This is a genomic window from Rhodoferax lithotrophicus (assembly GCF_019973615.1).
GTDB lineage: Bacteria > Pseudomonadota > Gammaproteobacteria > Burkholderiales > Burkholderiaceae_C > Rhodoferax > Rhodoferax lithotrophicus.
Genome location: NZ_AP024238.1, coordinates 3,855,884 through 3,875,849, shown reverse-complemented (window position 1 = coordinate 3,875,849; position 19,966 = coordinate 3,855,884). Strand labels below are relative to the sequence as shown.

The window sequence follows — 19,966 nt, the reverse complement described above, 5'->3', positions numbered from 1 at the left end:
TATTTCAGTTTTGAATGAAATCGAAATTTTTCAAAATAGTGGTATATGTGGTTTCGATGGAGTTGAACATCAACACATCAATAATTGACAACCAAGGTACAAAAGTACCACCGTATTGTGGATATGAAAATGGTTTTGATTGAATGAATTTCAAATCAATCATTTTTTCATGAAATATTTCCTTGGAATACAAGTCTATGCCACCGATCGCATTCACATAGGTGTTCGCTCCAACGGCTTCACACAAAGCGATTACCTTGTCTTGGCTCTTCAAGCCGTGGTCAATGGCGATATCTGAAGATTTTCGGATGGGCGTGTTGATACCCAGATGTCTACATATTTGGGTGATGGAGTGGTGCAGATATTCAAAAAGATTTATATCTTCATACTGCACGATGTTTTCGATGAGCGGGAATGTTTGTCTGAAATAAGGAGCTTGCTGGTAAGCTCCTTTGAATTGGTTGAGTAACTTTTCCCGGTTAAATTCTGTTGACAGTGTCCGCTGGCACACATCAAGGGAATCTGAATCTTTTTTCAGAGGTAGCGAGAATGTGACATCCTTGCCGTTTTGCAACATGCGGTTGCGATTGATCCAACCTTTTTTGGTGTATTTGATGTTGTCATAGACAACAAATTGATCAACCGAAGCGATCAATTGAAAGTAGCCAATATACGGAAAGAAATAGGGTTGCATGATGGCCAGTCTCATTTCCGATGCCCTGTGAGTGAACTGAATGGGATATGGCCGCCGCTACTGGCTCGCGATGAGCTGGGTAATTTCTTGCACCATGGACTTCTCCAAGTCTGGATAGATGGGTAAACACAGAACTTGCAACGAAGCGGATGTTGCAACAGCCAGATTGGCTTTGTTGGCGGATGGTAGACCGCGGTACATTGGAAACTCAGATATCAAAGGGTAGAAATAGCGGCGTGGGTGAATACCGTTTTCTTTCAGTTTCTCGTTGAGTGCATCTCGGCTGAGAGGATAGTCCGGCTGCACTTGGATCGGGAAATAGGCATAGTTGGCAACATGTTCACCGGCATCATTCAAGCAATGAATGCCTTTGACGTGCTGAAGTTGTTCACGGTACAGGGCGTTAATCTCTTTTCGCCGCGCAAGCGCTTGGTCAATGTATTGCAGTTGCAATAAACCAAGTGCAGCGTTGAACTCACTCATCTTTCCATTGATGCCGGGTGCAACGACAGTGACTTCGCCAACATGGCCAAAATTCTTGAGCTGATCGATGCGGATTTTGGTTTTTTCATCGGGACAGATGATGGCACCGCCTTCAAAGGTGTTGAACACCTTGGTGGCATGAAAACTCAGTACCGACAGGTCACCATGGTTGAGGACACTGCCGCAGTGGCACTGAACGCCAAAAGCATGGGCCGCGTCATAGATCACTTTCAGGTTGTAGTTGTCTGCAATCTTCTGGATGGCCTCCACGTCACACGGATGTCCATAACAATGCACGGGCATGATCGCCGTGGTTTGCGGCGTGATGGCCGCCTCAATCTTGGTGGGGTCCATGTTGAGTGTGTTGGGATCAACGTCAACAAACACGGGTTTGATGCCATTCCAGAGCAACGAATGCGCCGTGGCGACAAATGAATACGGTGTCGTGATGACCTCGCCAGTCACACGAAGCGCCTGCAGAGCTGTGACTAAGGCCAAGGTACCGTTGGCAAACAGGGCAATATGTTTGACACCCAAGTAGTCACACAGGGCAGACTCAAGCTTTTGGTGAAACGGGCCACCATTCGTCAGAATCTTGCTGGCCCATATCTCTTCAAGATAGGGCAGAAACTCTTTCAGCGGTGGCAGAAAGGGCTGGGTGACGTAGATGGGTTTAGTCATAGGTGCCACCAAATTCTAGGGCTGCCAATGACTATTGACCCCAATTTATCACCGATGGTCTGATTATTTCAGCAGTGCCATCACGCCCTGTGGCAACTGATTGGCCTGCGCCACCATGGCGGTACCGGCTTGTTGCAAGATTTGCGCGCGAGACAGGTTGGAGGTTTCCACTGCAAAGTCGGCATCCTGGATGCGTGAGCGTGAGGCACTGAGGTTCTCAGTGTTGATTTGCAGGTTGGAAATGCTGGCTTCAAAGCGTGACTGCAGCGCACCAAAGCTGGCGCGTTGGCCGTTGACAGCTGTGAGTGCCGCATCCACAATTTTGAGGGCTTTTGTAGATCCTGCAACGGTTGAAATGTCAATGGTGCTGACTGAATTCAGCGTGGATGAGTTTGCAGTGGTCACCAGTGCTGTTGTTGATGTCCCAAATGAGAAACCTTTATCAGAAGTGAATTCAACCGTACCACGTGTTGCCGCAGTTGCTCCAGCTGCAGCAGTAAAGGCTGTACTGAACGTATCGACACTATTGGTAGCTGATGTTGGTGCGTTGTAGGCAGCAAGTGTGACACTATTTGCTGCTGAATTGTTCGCGATGGCAATGTCGTCTCCTGCATCGCTGGTCAAAATCAAACCGTCCGCATTGGTGTTCAGTTTGGCTGTGATGCCTGTTTGAGAGGCGACATCGTTGAATGCTTTAACCGCCTCGGCCAATCCTGCAGAGGTATTGGTCGCTGATACATTGAACGTGATATTGGCGGGCGTTGTGGTATTGCTGCCTTTAACAGCCAAGGAATAGGCACCTATAGACAAGGGTTTGAATTCGCTTTTGTTCAGAGCAACGGCTGAGACACCTGTTGTGTCGGATGCAGAATTAAACTTTGCTGCAGCAGTTGCGGCGGTGTCAGAAGCCAGCAAAGTGACTGTAGCTGATGCCGTGCCATTGACGACAACTGCGCCAGCCAGCGAAGGTGCGGTTGCCGCTGCGGCAACACCAGACGACGACTGGGACAACTGGGCACCATAAACTGTGGTTCTAAAGTTGCTGGTGGTTGCCGTGATGGTTTGGTTGGCATTGGCCCCCACCTGGAAAGTGGCTGACCCCAGTGAGCCATCCAAAATATTGCGTCCGTTGAATTGTGTGGTTGTGCCAATGCGATCCAATTCGGTCAACAACTGACCTGTTTCTGCTTGCAACGATTTGCGGTCAGCAGAGGTATTGGTGTCATTGGCTGATTGAACGGCCAGTTCACGTACGCGTTGCAAAATGTTGCTTGCTGAGCCCAGTGCGCCTTCTGCTACTTGCGCCATCGAGATACCGTCATTGGCATTACGCGCAGCCTGAACCGAGCCGCGAATCTGAGCCGTCATCCGGTCACTGATGGATAAGCCTGCCGCGTCGTCTTTGGCGCTATTCACACGCAGCCCTGAGGACAAGCGCTGCATGGAGGTAGCGAGTGATGATTGAGACATGCTCAAATTGCGTTGGGCGGTCAGCGAAGCAATATTGCTGTTGATAGTAGAGGCCATTGCGAAACTCCTTAAACGGTTAAATGGGTGTCGCCGCCGATTGCAATGCCCACATGTCGCGTGAGCAATCAGTAACGATGGATGAATTCTCCAGAACTGATCAATTTCAAAAGCTTTGATAAGCGGCAGAAAACACGGTCATTTGCGGGGTGGCTGGTGATGTTTAAGTTGATCGATGCAGCTGGACATGAAATGCCTTGTATATCCATGCCAGATATTTTTTTTAAACCACGAGCAGATGTGTTATTTGAGATGCAGTGATTTTTGTTGCTAAAGTTTTTTCGAATCTGTCCGAAAACAAATCCAACGGGTCTTTTTCGGGCCTGTCGTCCGGCTAGCGCTAACAAGGCGTTCCGGTCGTAGCAGCCAGCAGCTTTGCTGGTGTTGGGATCGGCATGTCGCCGGGTTAAGTTAGTTTTATTAAGGAGTTATCAAAATGGCCTCCACCATCAACAGCAACATCCAATCGTTGACTGCACAACGCAATTTGGGAATGTCGCAAGCATCACTTTCTACCTCCATGCAGCGCTTGTCGTCCGGTTTGCGTGTGAATAGCGCCAAAGATGATGCAGCTGGTCTGGCCATCAGTGACCGGATGACGGCTCAGATTCGTGGTTTGACACAAGCAACACGCAATGCCAATGACGGTATTTCACTGGCGCAAACGGCTGAAGGAGCTTTGAACTCTGCTGGTACGATGTTGCAGCGTATCCGTGAATTGGCGGTTCAGTCAGCCAATGACACCAATACCTCGGCAGACCGCAAATCACTGCAAGCGGAAACCGGTCAACTCTTGTCAGAACTTGACCGGCTTGCTTCCAATACGCAATTCAACGGACGCAATATTTTGGATGGCTCTTTGGGCTCTTCCACCTTCCAGGTGGGTGCCAATGCCAACCAAACCATCACAGCCACCACGGCCAACTTCAGAACCAATGTGTATGGTGCTCAGTTGTCCCAATCATCGTCGGGTGTCGCCGCAGCCGCAACCGTACCCTCGCTGGCTGGTGCCATCGTGATCAATGGCACGGCCTCTGCAACCGTGACGTTGACGGCAACCGACACAGCTGCAACAGCTGCAGTTGCTTTCAACTCCAAGACTGAAACGACCGGTGTGACGGCACAAGCCCGTAACTTGACAGAGTTCAAGGCCAGTGCATCAGGATCGTTCTCATTGGCCGTTACAGGTAGCAATACCACTGCAGCCAATGTCACCTTTAATGTGTCAGCTGTAGGTACGTCGGCTGGTTTGGCAGAGGCAGTCAAGGCATTTAATGATGTGTCTTCCACGACCGGTATCACTGCCAAACTGAATGCCAATTCAGACGGTTTGGTGTTGACAAGCAGTGCAGGTGACGACATCAAAATCACCAATAACTCTGCGACCGCAGCGCTTACCCTGGCCGCATACAACGGACCCACCTCCGCCACCAATGGTGTGGATACATTCAGTGCAGCCTTTTCTGCGGCAGCAGCAGGTGGCACAGCCGCTACGCACGGGACGGTTGAATTTGCCTCGGACAAGGGTTTCGCATTTGGAACTTCAGCCTCTGCGTTGGTGACATCGTCAGCTACATCATCCCTGAATGCGGTGAGCACCATTGATATTTCAACGGTGACAGGTTCAACCAAAGCGCTGAAAATTGTGGATGCCGCGCTGGCAGCCGTGGATGGTCAACGGGCTAACTTTGGTGCGTTGCAATCGCGCTTTGAGTCCACCATTTCCAACTTGGGAAGCAGTGTTGAAAACCTGAGTGCATCACGCTCACGTATCCAGGATGCTGACTTTGCCTCGGAAACCGCCAACCTGTCGCGTTCGCAGATTCTGCAACAGGCCGGTACTGCCATGGTGGCACAAGCCAACCAGTTGCCGCAAGGTGTATTGGCCTTGTTGCGGTAAGCATAGAACGGGCCTCTTCGGGCCCGTCATTCGGCTAAGTTAGTTTATTGAGGAGATATCAAAATGGCCTCCACCATCAACAGCAACATCCAATCGTTGACTGCACAACGCAATTTGGGAATGTCGCAAGCATCACTTTCTACCTCCATGCAGCGCTTGTCGTCCGGTTTGCGTGTGAATAGCGCCAAAGATGATGCAGCTGGTCTGGCCATCAGTGACCGGATGACGGCTCAGATTCGTGGTTTGACACAAGCAACACGCAATGCCAATGACGGTATTTCACTGGCGCAAACGGCTGAAGGAGCTTTGAACTCTGCTGGCACTATGTTGCAGCGTATCCGTGAATTGGCGGTTCAGTCAGCCAATGACACCAATACCTCTGCTGACCGCAAATCACTGCAAGCGGAAACCGGTCAACTCTTGTCAGAACTTGACCGGCTTGCTTCCAATACGCAATTCAACGGACGCAATATTTTGGATGGCTCTTTGGGTTCTTCCACCTTCCAGGTGGGTGCCAATGCCAACCAAACCATCACAGCCACCACGGCCAACTTCAGAACCAATGTGTATGGTGCTCAGTTGTCCCAATCATCGTCGGGTGTCGCCGCAGCCGCAACCGTACCCTCGCTGGCTGGTGCCATCGTGATCAATGGCACGGCCTCTGCAACCGTGACGTTGACTGCAACCGATACAGCCGCAACAGCTGCAGTTGCTTTCAACTCCAAGACTGAAACGACCGGAGTGACCGCACAAGCCATCAACTTGACAGAGTTCAAGGCCAGTGCATCAGGATCGTTCTCATTGGCCGTTACAGGTAGCAATACCACTGCAGCCAATGTCACCTTTAATGTGTCAGCTGTAGGTACGTCGGCTGGTTTGGCGGAGGCGGTCAAGGCATTTAATGATGTGTCTTCTACAACCGGTATCACTGCCAAATTGAATGCCAATTCAGACGGTTTGGTGTTGACAAGCAGTGCAGGTGACGACATCAAAATCACCAATAACTCTGCGACCGCAGCGCTTACCCTGGCCGCTTACAACGGACCCGCCTCAGCCACCAATGGTGTGGATACATTCAGTGCAGCCTTTTCTGCGGCAGCAGCAGGTGGCACAGCCGCTACGCACGGTACGGTCGAATTTGCCTCGGACAAAGGTTTCGCATTTGGAACTTCAGCCTCTGCGTTGGTGACATCGTCAGCTACATCATCCCTGAATGCGGTGAGCACCATTGATATTTCAACGGTGACCGGTTCAACCAAAGCGCTGAAAATTGTGGATGCCGCGCTGGCAGCCGTGGATGGTCAACGGGCTAACTTTGGTGCGTTGCAATCGCGCTTTGAGTCCACCATTTCCAACTTGGGAAGCAGTGTTGAAAACCTGAGTGCATCACGCTCACGTATCCAGGATGCTGACTTTGCCTCGGAAACCGCCAACCTGTCGCGTGCGCAGATTCTGCAACAGGCCGGTACTGCCATGGTGGCACAAGCCAACCAGTTGCCGCAAGGTGTATTGGCCCTGCTGCGGTAAGCGGAAATGCCGAAAATAACTTACTCGTAAATGGTAAGTGGTTTTCAAAGCGGCGATGGGCCAACGGTTCATCGCCGCTTTGTCGTTTAAAAACGTTCTTTTCTGGGCTTAACAGATAACCGAGCGTTTGATAATCGGGTTCTTGGATTCAACAGGAGAAGAGTATGGCCAGCATCACTTCAGTCGGCATTGGCAGTGGGCTTGATGTCAATAGCATCGTGACGCAGTTGGTGGATTTGGAGAAAAAGCCTCTCAAGACGCTTGAATCCAAGGCGACATCAGTTCAGGCTCAATTGTCTGCATTCGGGCAGGTACAGTCGCAGTTTGCGGCATTGACAGATGTGGCAACCCGTATTTCGGATGCCTCCACTTGGACGGCGAGAACTGCCACCAGTTCAAATACGAGTGCCGCTACGATTGCTGTGACATCTTCGGCCAGCGCCAATTCATTCACGCTGGATGTGGATCGGTTGGCCTCCAAACAGTCACTCTCGTCGTCTACTGTGGCTACAGGCTCCTTGCCAGGGGCGGGAACGCTGAGTATTCAGCTGGGTACCTGGGATGCCGCAGGTACCGCATTTACCGCTGGAGGTGCCAGTGCTGTTAATGTGGCTATTACCAACACGGACACGTTGGCTTCAATTGCCAGCAAAATCAATGCGGCCAATAGTGGTGTGACCGCCTCGGTGTTTAATGACGGCACCAACGAGCGTTTATTAATGCAGTCCAAAAACACCGGGGCTGCGGCTGGTTTTCGTGTTCAGTCGGGTGATGCTGCTCTGGCAGGTTTTGTGTTTGATCCAGAAAACAAAGCGGGGCAGGGTATGGCCTCGACTGGTAATCCTGTGCAGTTTGGTCAAAATGCGGCGGCTCGTATCAATGGTCTGGCAGTTACTTCTGCCACCAATACGCTGGCAGATAACTTCACGGGTGTCACCCTTGAGTTGCAGGCAACCACCACGACCAATTATGGTTTGGGCACCGAAACCAAAGCTCCGATTACCATGGTGATCAGTGAAGACGTGAAACCAGCAGTGAAGAATGTGTCTGATTTTGTTGATGCATTTAATAAACTGAATCAAACGCTGAGAGATTTGACCAAATACGATGCGACGACCAAGGTCGCAGGCCTGTTTCAGGGTGATTCAATGGTGATTGGTATCCAAAATGTGTTGCGTAATATGGTCGGTTCAACGAGCAAGGGCGCAACTTCACAGCGTTTGGCTGATATTGGGTTGGATCGTCAGTTGGATGGCTCTTTGACCATCAATACGGCCAAGCTGTCAGTTGCGGCCAATGATGGCACTTCGTTGCAGCAACTTTTCACCGCAGACAATGGCAATACCATGACCAATGGTTTTGCGTTGAAGTTTTCAACTTTGGGGCAAGGTGTTGCCGCGACAGGCGGATCTTTATATAACAAGGCTGCATCATTGCAAAACCTTCTGGACAAGAATAGTCAGGATCAAACCAAGCTCAATGCGCGTGTGGCTTCGTTTGAGGCGCGCCTGCGAAAGCAATATTCAGATCTGGATGTTCAAATGGCTAAACTGAATGCGCTGAATACTTATGTAGGGCAGCAGGTCACCTTGTGGAATAAGTCGTCGAATTAGTCGTCACTCTGTTTGCTGTAACCCTTTATTTTTACGCTGAGATGTCGATAACTAAGGTAACAAACAATATGGAGCCCATCATGTTCACCTCAGTCAGTTCTCGTTCTGCATCAGCGTACAAGAGAGTCGCTATTGAGACGGGTGTGAGTATGGCGAGTCCTCACGAGTTGGTGAGTATGTTGTTCGATAGCTTACAGGTGGCGGTGGGTGCTGCTCGTGCCAGCTTGGCAAAAGGGGACATTGCCGCCAAAGGTGAACATATTTTGAAAGCAGTCCGCATCATTGACGAGGGACTGAAGCCTTCATTAAATCTTCAGCAAGGTGGTCCTCTTGCTGCAAATTTGAATGGCCTCTATGGTTACTGCCTTGTCCGCTTGACCCAGGCAAATTTGCATAATGATGATGTTGCATTAAATGATGTGATTCGAGTCATTGAGCCCATTGCCTCGGGCTGGAAGGAAATTGGCGCGGTAGTCAACGCTTGATCTCATCAAGACACATTGGAGTTTTGACATGTCACACATTCTTATCGACTATTACAAAGCCATTGAAGACAGTAGCGCCAAAATGTTGGATGCAGCAAAGTCAGAAGACTGGGAAAAAGTAATGCACTTCGAGGGTGCTTGTGCGGTATTGATTGAGCAACTTCGTGACCGTGCCAGTCAGGAAAGGCTTCAGCCTGAGCATCGTGCTGAGAAAGCACGCATCATGCAACGTATTTTGAATAACGATGCCCAGATTCGTTACTTGGCTGAACCCTGGCTCACGCACTGTGAGGAAAATCTGGACGAGTCTCGGCAATACTTGCACTGAAATTCAAGCGGTTAGGAGAGTCCGAAAATTAGAAGCATCAACGCTTCAAAAATAATAGCTTCTTGCGCAGAGTATATAAGCGCTAGAGGCTATTTTTTTATACAAAACTGGCTTGATGAACTGCTTTAGACTTGCATGTTCATGATGTCTGTATACGCCTGAACCATGCGATTACGTACGTGCAGGGTGGCTTGAAAGCCGATTTGTGCTTTCTGAATGGCGACCATGGTTTCTTCCAGGCTGACCTGAGGGTTTTCCAACTGAACTTCACGCTGTAGGCGGGTCGCTTCATTTTGTGCCGCACTCACCGAGTTGAGCGCACTTTTCAAAGCGCCTGAAAAACCACCAGACTGGGTACCACCCACGGATGTTTGTGACTGACTGCCCAAGATGTTGGGACGTACCGCAACCGGCATCGTGTTTGGAGTAAGTCTGAGATTCATGGTGTTTGTGCCCGAAAGCTTGTGGGGTGATAGGGATGCTAGCAAGGCAGTTGCCAAAACATAAATTTGAAGTAAGGGGTAAAAACCGACCTTATTAACCTAATGTTTTGTCAGGTGGGGCCAATAATCAACCGCAACAAAGGTGCATTACGCCCTATTGCCTTGGAAGATGGATATGACTGCCGCACTCGCAATACCTGTAAACCCAACTTTTTTCCAGCGCTTGGCTGGCTTGGATCAGGCCCAGAAACTACGTTTAGGGGTTGGCATTGTGCTGTTTGTGGTTATCGGTATCGTTGGTTTGATGATGGGTCGTCAGGCTGAGTGGCGTGTACTTTATGCCAATCTGCCTGACAAAGATGGCGGAGCCATCGTGGCGCAGTTGACTCAGATGAATGTGCCCTATCAATATGCAGCAGGCGGTGGGGCCATCTTGGTTCCTGCCAATTTGGTGTATGACACGCGGCTTAAGCTTGCTTCACAGGGCTTGCCCAAAGGGTCGGTGACGGGGTTTGAATTGATGGATACGGCCAATCGTTTTGGCATGACTCAATTTCAAGAGCGTCTGACATTCCAGCGGGGTCTTGAGGGGGAGTTGACTCGCTCAATCCAAGCACTAAATTCAGTACAAAGTGCACGCGTGCATCTGGCTTTGCCTAATCAAAATGGCTTTTTCAGAGATCAGCAAAAACCGTCTGCCTCGGTCTTGGTTAGTTTGAATGCGGGCAGAACCCTTGACCGTGCGCAATTGGCTGGCATTATCCATCTGGTGTCTTCCAGCGTGCCAGAGATGGATCCTAAAGCGGTCAGCGTGCTGGATGACACTGGGAAATTGCTTTCAACTCCCGCAGATGGGACAGGTGGGCTGGGTGCAGATGCCCAGCAGTTGCAATATGTGCAACAGATCGAGCAGCTCTACAGTAGCCGGATTCTGGATATTTTGGAGCCGGTTGTTGGGCGTCAAAACGTGCGAGCACAGGTGACGGCTGAGCTTGATTTTTCGCAGACTGAATCCACCTCTGAATTGTTCAAGCCGAATCAAACACCAGATTCGACCTCTATTCGGAGCCAGCAACTGCTTGAAACGGGTGGTTCAGCTGCCGGGGCTTCACCGCCGACCGGCGTGCCGGGTGCGACCACCAACCAGCCGCCAGGCCCGACCACTGCCGCCATCAATGGTGCTCCGCAGACGATGGCTGCTGCAGGATCTGCCACTGGCACCAATAATGGACGGCGTGAATCAGTGATCAATTACGAGGTCGACAAGACGGTGCGTGTGGTGCGTGGTAGCACAGGTATGGTCAAGCGCATCAGCGCTGCCGTCATCATCAATCACCAAACTATCACGGATGCCAAGGGCAAAACAACCACGGCAGCTATGAGTGATGCACAGTTGGAAAAATTAACGGCCTTGGTACGTGAAACCGTGGGGTTCAGTAAAGATCGGGGAGACTCCGTGAATGTGGTCACTGCACCGTTTGCCAAAGAAGCCGTGAATGTGGCTCCGCTGCCGTTCTGGCAGCAACCTGAATTGTTGGATCTGGCACGTAGCTTTGCCTGGCCATTGGGTACCTTGTTGTTTGGTGCGCTTGTTTTGATGGGGGCTGTACGGCCCGCACTGAAAATCATGGCACAGCCCGTACCTGCGCTAGAAAACGAACGAACAGGTCAGTTGGATGCGATAGAGGCTGATGAACCAGAGCGGCCTTTGCTGGCAGGGCCATCGACGGCCTCCAGCCAGACTACTGAAATTAGTCCAGCAGACCTGGCTTTGGAAGAAGCACGCAAATTAACCCGAGACAACCCCGCTGCAGTCGCTAACATAGTCAAAACTTGGATCAATGGTGAGGCTCCCGCTTGATGCGGTGCGACCGGGGTCTGTCCAGGAATTGATGAGGACGATGAAAAATGCCGCAAAGTGACGGACTGGAAGATGCAGCCATTTTGATGATGTCTTTGGGTGAGGCCGAGGCTTCGGAAGTGTTTAAGCATTTGTCTCCCAAAGAGGTGCAGAAGCTGGGTGAAGCCATTGCCAAAACCAAAGCGATCACCCGTGAACGTGTCAACGAGGTAGTGGATAAGTTCACGGGAGTTGCTGCAGCACAAAGCTTGCTGGTATCAAACTCGGGTGACTACGTACGTTCTGTTTTAAGACGGGCCTTGGGTGATGACAAGGCTGCATTGCTGATTGACCGCATTTTGCAAGGGGGTGACGTATCAGGTATTGAGAGTCTGAAATGGATGGAGCCCTCCAGCGTGGCGGAGCTTTTACGCAATGAACATCCCCAAATTGTGGCTGCTATTTTGGTTCATCTGGATTTTGACCAAGCCGCAGATATTTTGAAATTTTTTACCGAGCGTCAGCGTAACGAGGTGATGCTGCGTGTAGCCACCATGGAAGGTATTCAACCCTCTGCTTTGAAAGACTTGAATGAGGTGTTGTTCAAGGTGCTTGCTGGTGGCGATAAGATGCGCAAGTCATCTTTGGGTGGTGTGAAAACCGCAGCAGAGATGATCAACCTGATGGGGACAGCCATTGAAGGTACGGTGATTGAGTCGATTCGAAACCACGATCCTGATTTGGCACAAAAAATCATGGATAAGATGTTTGTCTTTGACGATGTGATCAAGCTCGATGACAAATCGATTCAGACCGTGCTCAAAGAGGTGTCTTCTGACGTACTCATCGTGGCACTTAAGGGCGCGCAGCCCGAGCTTAAAGAGAAAATCTTGTCCAATATGTCCACCCGTGCAGCAGAAACACTGCGCGAAGACTTGGAGTCACGCGGGCCAATGCGCTTGTCTGAGGTGGAGGCACAGCAGAAAGAAATTCTCAAGGTGGTGCGTCGTTTGGCAGACGAAGGCACGATTGTCATCGGTGGCGGTGCTGACGACGCGATGGTGTAATCATGCGCAATTACGCCCGTTTTATTCCAGGAGAAGAGATCGACGCAGTCGAACAGTGGCGTTTTGGCGCAATCGACACAGCGACGCAGTTGCTGCAAGCGAAAGTCAAAGCACAAGAGGTTGAGCAAGAACACCAAGAACAGTTGGCTCGCCGTCAAGAAAGCTATCAGGAAGGATATACCGCTGGTATGGCACAAGGTCGCCTTCAAGCGCAAGCTGAATTGCAGCAGCAAATGGCGGATTTTTTGGCTAATCAGGCCCGCGAAGAAGCTCAAAAATTTACGGAACTCTTTCGTGCGGCACAAAATGAATTGGTACAAGCCGAACAGGTCATGGCACAAGGTGTCTTGAACTTGTCATGTGAATTGGCTAGGCAGGTTTTGCGTCAGGAGCTGTCTGTCAATCCCAATGTGGTGTTGCCAGTGATCCATGAAGCGCTTGATTTGTTGGGTGCTGAACACCGCAGCGCTTTGGTGCGTATACATCCGCAGGATCTTGAAGTATTGGATGGTTTGATTGCTGATGAGTTTGCGGGTATGGCCTTAACACTTCGGGCTGATCCTGCACTAAAACCAGGTGGCTGTTTGGTGGAGTCTGCAGGGATGGTGATTGATGCCAGTTTGCAAAAAAGGTGGCTACGTGCCGTAGCGACTTTAGGTCTCGATTCCAAATGGGAGGAAACCGTTGATGCAAGTTGAACCAGCTGTCAAGTGGCAGACCTTTTTTGAGGAGGCTACGCGCCGTGTGTATACAGGAACAACACTGGAAGTCCGTGGCACGCTCACCCGCTTGACGGGTTTGGTACTTGAAGCGGTCGGTATTCGTGTTCCGGTGGGCTCGCAATGCTGGGTACGCATGAAGGGGCAAACGCCCGTGTTGGCAGAAGTGGTTGGGTTTTCCAATGACCGCGCGTTTTTGATGCCTGCTGGAGATGTGCATGGTTTGGCCAGTGGTGCTAGTGTGGAGCCTGCCCCCGCCTATGTGACCGTGCCCATGTTAGGTGAGCGTCGGCAGGTTCAGCGTGAGTTTGGTCAAGGCGTGCTGAGGTTGCCTTTAGGTGATGGGTTATTGGGCCGGGTGGTAGATGCGCATGGCAATCCAATGGACTACAAAGGGCCCATTTTGGATGTGGCTTCAGTTCCCATGGATCGCCAGCCGATTAACGCCATGGATCGCGCACCTGTGCGTGAGACGTTGGATACAGGCATTCGCGCGATCAATGCTCTGCTTACTGTGGGGCGTGGTCAGCGTTTGGGTCTGTTTGCTGGGTCCGGTGTCGGTAAAAGTGTGTTGCTAGGCATGATGGCCAGATACACCCAGGCAGATGTGATTGTGGTGGGGCTGATTGGTGAACGGGGCCGAGAGGTTAAGGAATTCATTGAAGATATCTTGGGTGAAGAGGGTAGAGCGCGTGCCGTGGTAGTGGCCGCCCCGGCTGATGCCCCCCCCCTGCTGCGCATGCAGGGGGCAGCCTATGCCACTGCGGTCGCCGAGACTTTCAGGGACAAAGGTAAGCATGTCTTGCTGCTGATGGATTCACTCACCCGCTACGCGATGGCTCAGCGTGAAATTGCTTTGGCCATTGGTGAGCCGCCAGCTACCAAAGGCTACCCGCCTTCTTGTTTTGCCAAGCTTCCACAATTGGTTGAGCGCAGTGGTAATGGCCTGAATGGCGTAGGTTCTATTACTGCGTTTTACACGGTGTTATCAGAGGGGGATGACCAGCAGGATCCGATTGCCGATGCTGCACGGGCAATTTTGGATGGTCATATTGTGTTGTCACGTGCGTTGGCGGAGTCGGGGCATTTCCCTGCTATTGATATAGAACAGTCTGCTTCTCGGGTGATGCAAAACGTGGTGCCAAAATCCCATTTTGATCTGGCCAGACGATTTAAAGCCGTGTATTCGTGTTACCAAAAAGGACATGATCTGGTTCAAATTGGTGCTTATGTGGGGGGATCTGATCGGTCTTTGGACGAGGCGATTGCGTTGCATGAACCCATGATGGAGTTCTTGAAGCAAGATATGTTTGAGTCATCCACGCTGCAGAACAGTGTGGATGAAATGGTCACCGCACTTGGCGTAAGCCGGGTAGCGCATTGATAGGTCCATACCATGCCTCAATTCAGAAGTCTTCATCTTGCGATTGACTTGGCGCTTGCCAAGCGAGAGCAGGCTTTGTCTGAAATGCAAAAGCAGCGGCAAGCCCATGTGTTTGCCAATAACCAGATGAGCCAGTTGCAGCAGTACGCCAATGAGACCGAAAAACGCTGGACAACCAATGCCCAAATCAGCACAACTCCAGAATTGTTGCACCATCATTACCAGTTTATGGGGCGCTTGCAGCACGCCATTTTGTTACAGCAAAGTGTTTTAGCTGCATCTGAAGAGCGGGTAAAGGCTGCTCAGCAGCAACTTTTGCAAGCAGAGTTTCGAATTGCAAGTTTGAAGCAGGTCTTGGTCAAACGCCAAGCCGATGTTGGAAAGCTTATGCAGCGGCGGGATCAAAAACAAATGGATGAGTTTGCATCGATGCAGATATTGCGGCTAGCTCGCGAAAAATTGGAGCACGATCATGAGCGTTGAATACAGTCCAGTCCCTCAGGGTCATAAAGCATCAGTAAATAGTCATGTGCATGGAAACAAAACAAGTAAAGCCAACGCATCTTCTGATGAAACTAGAGGTGGGTTTTCATCTTTATTGGATTTTTTGTCTGCTCCAGTCGATGATCAGGGTTCGGAGGATGCTGTAGCCAACTCGTTGCTTACCTGCATGTCTGTAAGCCCTGCAGGACAGCCGACCGTCACAGCTACATCGGGTCTATCGGACACGTTGTCCGCATCCACTTTGAATGGTATGCAACCGGAGGCCGGACTTCTCACAAGTGGACTGACGCAAGGTGGTGCATCTTTAGTCATGGGAGGGGACGGATCAGAGAGATTTCCGCAGGATGTAAATGCTGTTGCGCCAGCGGCATCAATGAAGGTGTCTGGGCTGGCATCGGGTGCAGTTAAAAAAGCCCAACAATCAGGGAGTTCAGAAAGTTTGGCGACTGAAGTCAAGCAGTCGCCTTTTGATTTTCTGCAACCATTGCAGCAAAGTGCTGTGATAGGACAAGATCTGGCTGCAGCAGAGGCCTTTGAGGCATCACCCATTCACGCCTTGTTGGCGCAAAGAGGGTCACATCTGTCGGTCACAAGCCATGAAATCAAACAGGACTTGCAATCCGTCGCTGCACCTACAGTTCTCGCTACGGCGATGAATGTGCCTTCTGATGCAGTCATGACCTTGCTGAATGGAAGCGATTTGGGGCGGCCTCATTTACGTTTGGGTAACAAGTCTGGACTGGGGCCATCGGGTTCCAATGGGTTTGAAGGCGTTTTTGGACAAGTAATGACGGCATCGAGTCGTTCAGATGCCGTGTTTGAAATACCGCCACCGTCAGCTTTGGTTGCTGATACTGCGGTGGCTGAGACGGTTACTTACTGGGCTAGTCATGGCGTGCAATCCGCTATATTGACGCTTGATGATTTTGGAGAAAGCCCCGTGGAGGTCAGTATTTCACTCCAAGGTGACCAAACCCAAATTGATTTTCGAACAGATCAGTTGGGGGTTCGCCAGATTCTTGAGAATGCTACGGCGCAACTTCAAGACTTGCTCTCAAGTCAAGGGTTGCAACTGGCAGGTGTGTCTGTCAGTCATTCCGGGGCAGGTAGCCAGAATGGAGGAGACCGCCGTCAGCCACCAGAAGCCCAGCAGATTGGTTTGGTGAAAACAGATGCTATCGATGTGGCTGTTACACGCACGGGAAATCCAGCGGTGGGGCGTTCTTTGGATTTGTTTGTCTGACGGTAGACTAGAGTAGGTTGATAAAGGCAGTGTTTTGATGGTTTAACCAACGGCCAAGCACGCATTTGTGCTCAATAATCAGTTTGAAATAGTGTTGCAAAGGAAAATAGTGGCTACCAAACATGAAGAAGGTGATGCAGCCAAAGCCGCACCAAAAAGCAAAAAGAAATTATTCATCATTATTGGGGCGGTGCTGCTCTTGGTGCTGGGTGGCGGTGGAGCTTTTTTATATATGAAGCAAAAAGCTGCTGCAGCCGCCGCTTTGGCAGAGGAAGACGGGGGTGATGGCGGTGCTCATGCTCCCGCAGCTGCTGCGCATAATGCGTCTAAAACCCCACCGGTGTATTTGCCCATGGACAATATGGTGGTTAATCTGGCTGATGCAGGTGGGGAAAGAGTAGCTCAAGTTGGCATCACGCTGGAGGTGGTCGATGCACATGCCTCAGATTCAGTCAAAGCGTATATGCCCACCATTCGCAGTGGCATACTTATGCTGCTGTCGCAAAAAACCGCTGAAGAACTCCTTTCTGCTGAGGGTAAGCAAAAATTAATAGAGGAAATTTTGCGTGAAACCTCAGTTCCTTTTGGTGGAGGTGAAGAAGACACGGGTACAGCCAAGAAGAAGAAAAAGGCCGCTGTTCAGTACCCGGTAGTTGGCGTTTTGTTTTCAAGTCTGATTGTGCAGTGATGCCTTGGCACGTTTGCTATGAGTGAGTCTTTTCTATCACAGGAAGAAGTTGATGCCTTACTTGAGGGTGTCACTGGCGAAAGCCAGAAAATGGTTGAAGAAGCCGCCGAAACTGGTGAAGTCAGACCTTATAACATCTCAAGCCAAGAGCGTATTGTGCGTGGGCGTATGCCCACGATGGAGATTGTGAATGAGCGCTTTGCCAGGAACTTGCGCGTAGGCTTGTTCAACTTTATTCGAAGAAGTCCAGAAATTTCGGTCGGTCCTGTCAGCGTTCAGCGCTATAGCGCTTTCCTGCGAGAGTTGGCTGTGCCGACTAATTTCAATATTGTGGCAATACGCCCCTTGCGTGGTAGTGGTTTGGTGGTGTGTGAGCCAGCGCTTGTGTTTGGTGTGATTGAGTCTTTGTACGGCGGTATTGGAAAATTTCAGACCCGCATTGAAGGGCGGGATTTTTCGGCGACTGAACAGCGGGTGATCAACCGTATGGTGGATGTGATCACCGAGGAATACAAAAAAGCATGGACCGGCATTTACCCGCTTGATTTGGAATATCAGCGTTCGGAAATGCAGCCGCAATTTGCCAATATTGCTACGCCTAGTGAAATTGTGGTGTCAACGACGTTTCAGCTGGAAATCGGTGAAATCACCGGTGCGGTGCACATTTGTATGCCTTATGCCACGTTGGAGCCAATTCGGGATGTGTTGTATTCCTCAACGCAAGGGGACTCCATTGAAGTTGATCGTCGTTGGGTGAATGTGTTAACGCAAGAAATCCAGGCTGCACAGGTTGTATTAGTGGCCGAGCTGGCGCATGCAGATGCCACGGTAGAACAATTGCTTGCTATGAGAGTCGGCGACTTTATTGAATTGGATCGTCAACCTCGTATTCAAGCCAAAGTTGATGGAGTCCCTATTTTTGAGTGTCAGTACGGAACGCACAACGCAAAATATGCGTTGAAAATTGAAAAAAGTTTGAGGAGTAATGACCTCAATTGGAAAGGTGACAAACATGGCAATTGATGAAACTCCCCCGGAAGATGACGGTATGGCCGACTGGGCTGAAGCGCTCATGGAGCAAAACACGGCTGAAAGTGCCGCAGCAGCCAAAACAGAGTCTGGTGGTGTGTTGTCTGGTAATTCAACCCCTTCCTACTCGGGAGGGACGGATGCGCAGATCAATGACATTAATCGAGTATTAGATATTCCAGTCCTGTTGTCGGTGGAGTTGGGGCGCACCAAGGTGCCTATTAAACACATTTTGCAGCTTGGTCAGGGCTCAGTGGTCGAACTTGATGCTTTGGCAGGAGAGCCCATGGATGTGTTGGTCAATGGCTACCTGATTGCCCAAGGTGAAGTGGTGGTGGTTAATGACAAGTTTGGTATTCGGCTCACTGATGTGGTAACACCATCGGAGCGTTTACGCCGCGTTAGTAAAGGATGATGCTTTTATGATGCAGGCGTGGGTGTCTGTTTTGTTGTTTGTGGTGCTTCTGGCCTTGGTTCCGGTAGGGCTGAAATGGTTACAGCGTCGATCTATCGGCGGTTTGATGGGGCAGTCCACTGCATCCAGAATTGTGTCGGCTATAGGTGTCGGCCCACATCAAAAGGTGGTCACGGTGGAGGTGGGGCCTGAAGATGCAAGGGTTTGGTTGACCTTGGGTGTGACCGCACAAAACATCACTTGCTTGCACACTGTAGCTGCGCCAGTTCCGGCTTCAACGAAGCCTTTTCAATCATCGCTCAGTCTGACATCGGAGCAGTCTTGAAGTTTGATTTCATCAAATGCTTCATGCCTGTTGCAAGCTGGTCTGTTGCAGTGAAACTTTTTGCTTGCCTGTTGTTGTGTCTACCTGTGTTTGGTTTTGCGCAAACAGGGGCGCAGTTGCCCTTGTTAATGGGGACCGGCAGCAACGGTACAAGTTATTCCGTGCCAGTGCAGACCCTGCTGTTTTTCACAGCGTTGTCGTTTTTACCTGCTATTTTGCTGATGATGACGGGTTTTACACGAATCGTGATTGTCTTGTCGTTGCTGCGCCAAGCACTGGGAACGCAGTCCGTTCCTCCCAACCAGGTGATTGTGGGTCTTTCACTGTTTTTAACGCTGTTTGTCATGGGGCCAACACTGGATAAGGTTTACAGTGATGCTTACCTTCCCTATAGCAACAATACCTTGCCATTTGACCAAGCGTTGTTGAAGGGGGAAGCGCCCATGCGTCAGTTCATGAGCAAACAAACACGTCAGTCAGACTTGGCACTGTTTGTGAAGCTGGCTAAGCTGGATGTCAGTACCACGGCTTCAACTGCACCCATGCGGGTATTGATTCCAGCGTTTGTGACCAGTGAATTGAAGTCAGCTTTCCAAATTGGCTTCATGATCTTCATTCCTTTTTTAGTGATTGACATTGTGGTTGCCAGTGTTCTGATGTCATTGGGCATGATGATGCTCTCACCCGTCCTAGTGGCCTTGCCTTTTAAGCTGATGATTTTTGTGTTGGCAGATGGCTGGAATCTGTTGCTGGGTTCATTGGCCGCCAGTTTTGTGACTTGAGGTATTGCCATGAATTCGCAATTGGTTTTGACCATGGGGCAAGAAGCTTTGTGGATGTTGTTAATGATTTCAGCGCCAGTGCTAGGTGTTGTTTTGGTGGTGGGATTGTTGGTAAGTATTTTCCAGGCGGTCACGCAAATCAATGAGGCCACTTTGGCATTTGTTCCTAAGTTGATAGCTGCTATCGCTGTATTTACGCTGGCTGGGCCATGGATGTTAGGTATGCTTGTGGAATACATCAGGCGTACCATAGAAGCGATACCTGCATCAGTTATGTAGGGTTGTGAAC

22 protein-coding genes are annotated in these 19,966 nt (G+C 50.4%); 18 read left to right on the top strand and 4 right to left on the bottom strand.

Annotated features, from left to right (window positions below; all coding sequences use genetic code 11):
* Positions 1 to 4: 4 nt before the first annotated feature.
* From LDN84_RS17960 to LDN84_RS17950, 3 genes are all read right to left on the bottom strand, one after another.
* A complete protein-coding gene (locus LDN84_RS17960) occupies positions 5 to 709 on the bottom strand; it encodes a WbqC family protein (RefSeq protein WP_223904791.1) in 705 nt (234 codons plus the stop codon).
* Between the two features lie 42 nt (positions 710 to 751).
* Positions 752 to 1,858, bottom strand: coding sequence for a DegT/DnrJ/EryC1/StrS family aminotransferase (locus tag LDN84_RS17955; protein ID WP_223904790.1), 1,107 nt, complete (start codon positions 1,856 to 1,858; stop codon positions 752 to 754).
* 63 nt (positions 1,859 to 1,921) lie between these two features.
* Positions 1,922 to 3,385, bottom strand: a complete 1,464-nt coding sequence (locus tag LDN84_RS17950) for a flagellin N-terminal helical domain-containing protein (RefSeq protein ID WP_223904789.1) — start codon at positions 3,383 to 3,385, stop codon at positions 1,922 to 1,924.
* Between the two features lie 81 nt (positions 3,386 to 3,466).
* Here LDN84_RS17950 and LDN84_RS17945 point away from each other — a divergent pair, with 81 nt between their 5' ends.
* The 6 genes from LDN84_RS17945 (at position 3,467) to fliT (ending at position 9,238) form a co-directional block, all read left to right on the top strand.
* Positions 3,467 to 3,646 (top strand): hypothetical protein, encoded by a 180-nt coding sequence (locus tag LDN84_RS17945; protein ID WP_223904788.1) that lies wholly within the window; start codon positions 3,467 to 3,469, stop codon positions 3,644 to 3,646.
* Between the two features lie 175 nt (positions 3,647 to 3,821).
* Positions 3,822 to 5,285 carry a flagellin N-terminal helical domain-containing protein gene (locus LDN84_RS17940; protein ID WP_223904787.1) on the top strand — a complete coding sequence of 488 codons (1,464 nt, stop codon included), beginning with the start codon at positions 3,822 to 3,824 and terminating at the stop codon, positions 5,283 to 5,285.
* A 63-nt stretch (positions 5,286 to 5,348) separates the two neighbouring features.
* Positions 5,349 to 6,812, top strand: a complete 1,464-nt coding sequence (locus tag LDN84_RS17935; protein WP_223904786.1) for a flagellin N-terminal helical domain-containing protein — start codon at positions 5,349 to 5,351, stop codon at positions 6,810 to 6,812.
* Between the two features lie 164 nt (positions 6,813 to 6,976).
* Positions 6,977 to 8,425 carry a flagellar filament capping protein FliD gene (gene fliD, locus LDN84_RS17930; RefSeq protein ID WP_223904785.1) on the top strand — a complete coding sequence of 483 codons (1,449 nt, stop codon included), beginning with the start codon at positions 6,977 to 6,979 and terminating at the stop codon, positions 8,423 to 8,425.
* A gap of 80 nt (positions 8,426 to 8,505) precedes the next feature.
* Positions 8,506 to 8,910, top strand: coding sequence for a flagellar export chaperone FliS (gene fliS / locus LDN84_RS17925; RefSeq protein ID WP_223904784.1), 405 nt, complete (start codon positions 8,506 to 8,508; stop codon positions 8,908 to 8,910).
* Between the two features lie 28 nt (positions 8,911 to 8,938).
* Positions 8,939 to 9,238 (top strand): flagellar protein FliT, encoded by a 300-nt coding sequence (gene fliT / locus LDN84_RS17920; RefSeq protein ID WP_223904783.1) that lies wholly within the window; start codon positions 8,939 to 8,941, stop codon positions 9,236 to 9,238.
* 125 nt (positions 9,239 to 9,363) lie between these two features.
* Here the strand turns inward: fliT and fliE are convergent, their stop codons facing one another.
* Complete coding sequence (fliE, locus tag LDN84_RS17915; protein ID WP_223904782.1) at positions 9,364 to 9,681, bottom strand: flagellar hook-basal body complex protein FliE; 318 nt, start codon at positions 9,679 to 9,681, stop codon at positions 9,364 to 9,366.
* Positions 9,682 to 9,856: 175 nt separating this feature from the next.
* Between fliE and fliF the strand changes: the two genes are divergently transcribed.
* The 12 genes from fliF (at position 9,857) to fliQ (ending at position 19,956) form a co-directional block, all read left to right on the top strand.
* A complete protein-coding gene (fliF, locus tag LDN84_RS17910) occupies positions 9,857 to 11,542 on the top strand; it encodes a flagellar basal-body MS-ring/collar protein FliF (RefSeq protein WP_223904781.1) in 1,686 nt (561 codons plus the stop codon).
* Positions 11,543 to 11,589: 47 nt separating this feature from the next.
* On the top strand, positions 11,590 to 12,588 hold the full coding sequence (gene fliG / locus LDN84_RS17905; protein ID WP_223904780.1) for a flagellar motor switch protein FliG: 999 nt from the start codon (positions 11,590 to 11,592) through the stop codon (positions 12,586 to 12,588).
* Between the two features lie 2 nt (positions 12,589 to 12,590).
* Positions 12,591 to 13,286 (top strand): FliH/SctL family protein, encoded by a 696-nt coding sequence (locus LDN84_RS17900; RefSeq protein WP_223904779.1) that lies wholly within the window; start codon positions 12,591 to 12,593, stop codon positions 13,284 to 13,286.
* Entirely contained in the window at positions 13,276 to 14,691 is a 1,416-nt protein-coding gene (gene fliI / locus LDN84_RS17895) for a flagellar protein export ATPase FliI (protein WP_223904778.1), read from the top strand. Before LDN84_RS17900 ends, fliI begins: the two co-directional genes overlap by 11 nt.
* Positions 14,692 to 14,739: 48 nt before the next feature.
* Positions 14,740 to 15,174 carry a flagellar export protein FliJ gene (locus LDN84_RS17890; protein ID WP_223904777.1) on the top strand — a complete coding sequence of 145 codons (435 nt, stop codon included), beginning with the start codon at positions 14,740 to 14,742 and terminating at the stop codon, positions 15,172 to 15,174.
* Positions 15,164 to 16,438, top strand: coding sequence for a flagellar hook-length control protein FliK (locus LDN84_RS17885; RefSeq protein ID WP_223904776.1), 1,275 nt, complete (start codon positions 15,164 to 15,166; stop codon positions 16,436 to 16,438). Before LDN84_RS17890 ends, LDN84_RS17885 begins: the two co-directional genes overlap by 11 nt.
* Before the next feature lie 109 nt (positions 16,439 to 16,547).
* Positions 16,548 to 17,126, top strand: a complete 579-nt coding sequence (locus LDN84_RS17880) for a flagellar basal body-associated FliL family protein (RefSeq protein ID WP_223904775.1) — start codon at positions 16,548 to 16,550, stop codon at positions 17,124 to 17,126.
* An 18-nt stretch (positions 17,127 to 17,144) separates the two neighbouring features.
* A complete protein-coding gene (gene fliM / locus LDN84_RS17875) occupies positions 17,145 to 18,149 on the top strand; it encodes a flagellar motor switch protein FliM (protein WP_223904774.1) in 1,005 nt (334 codons plus the stop codon).
* On the top strand, positions 18,139 to 18,570 hold the full coding sequence (fliN, locus tag LDN84_RS17870; RefSeq protein ID WP_223904773.1) for a flagellar motor switch protein FliN: 432 nt from the start codon (positions 18,139 to 18,141) through the stop codon (positions 18,568 to 18,570). Before fliM ends, fliN begins: the two co-directional genes overlap by 11 nt.
* Before the next feature lie 7 nt (positions 18,571 to 18,577).
* A complete protein-coding gene (locus LDN84_RS17865; protein ID WP_317134800.1) occupies positions 18,578 to 18,895 on the top strand; it encodes a FliO/MopB family protein in 318 nt (105 codons plus the stop codon).
* A 23-nt stretch (positions 18,896 to 18,918) separates the two neighbouring features.
* On the top strand, positions 18,919 to 19,677 hold the full coding sequence (gene fliP / locus LDN84_RS17860) for a flagellar type III secretion system pore protein FliP (protein WP_435405900.1): 759 nt from the start codon (positions 18,919 to 18,921) through the stop codon (positions 19,675 to 19,677).
* A gap of 9 nt (positions 19,678 to 19,686) precedes the next feature.
* Positions 19,687 to 19,956, top strand: a complete 270-nt coding sequence (fliQ, locus tag LDN84_RS17855) for a flagellar biosynthesis protein FliQ (protein ID WP_223904772.1) — start codon at positions 19,687 to 19,689, stop codon at positions 19,954 to 19,956.
* Positions 19,957 to 19,966 lie beyond the last annotated feature (10 nt).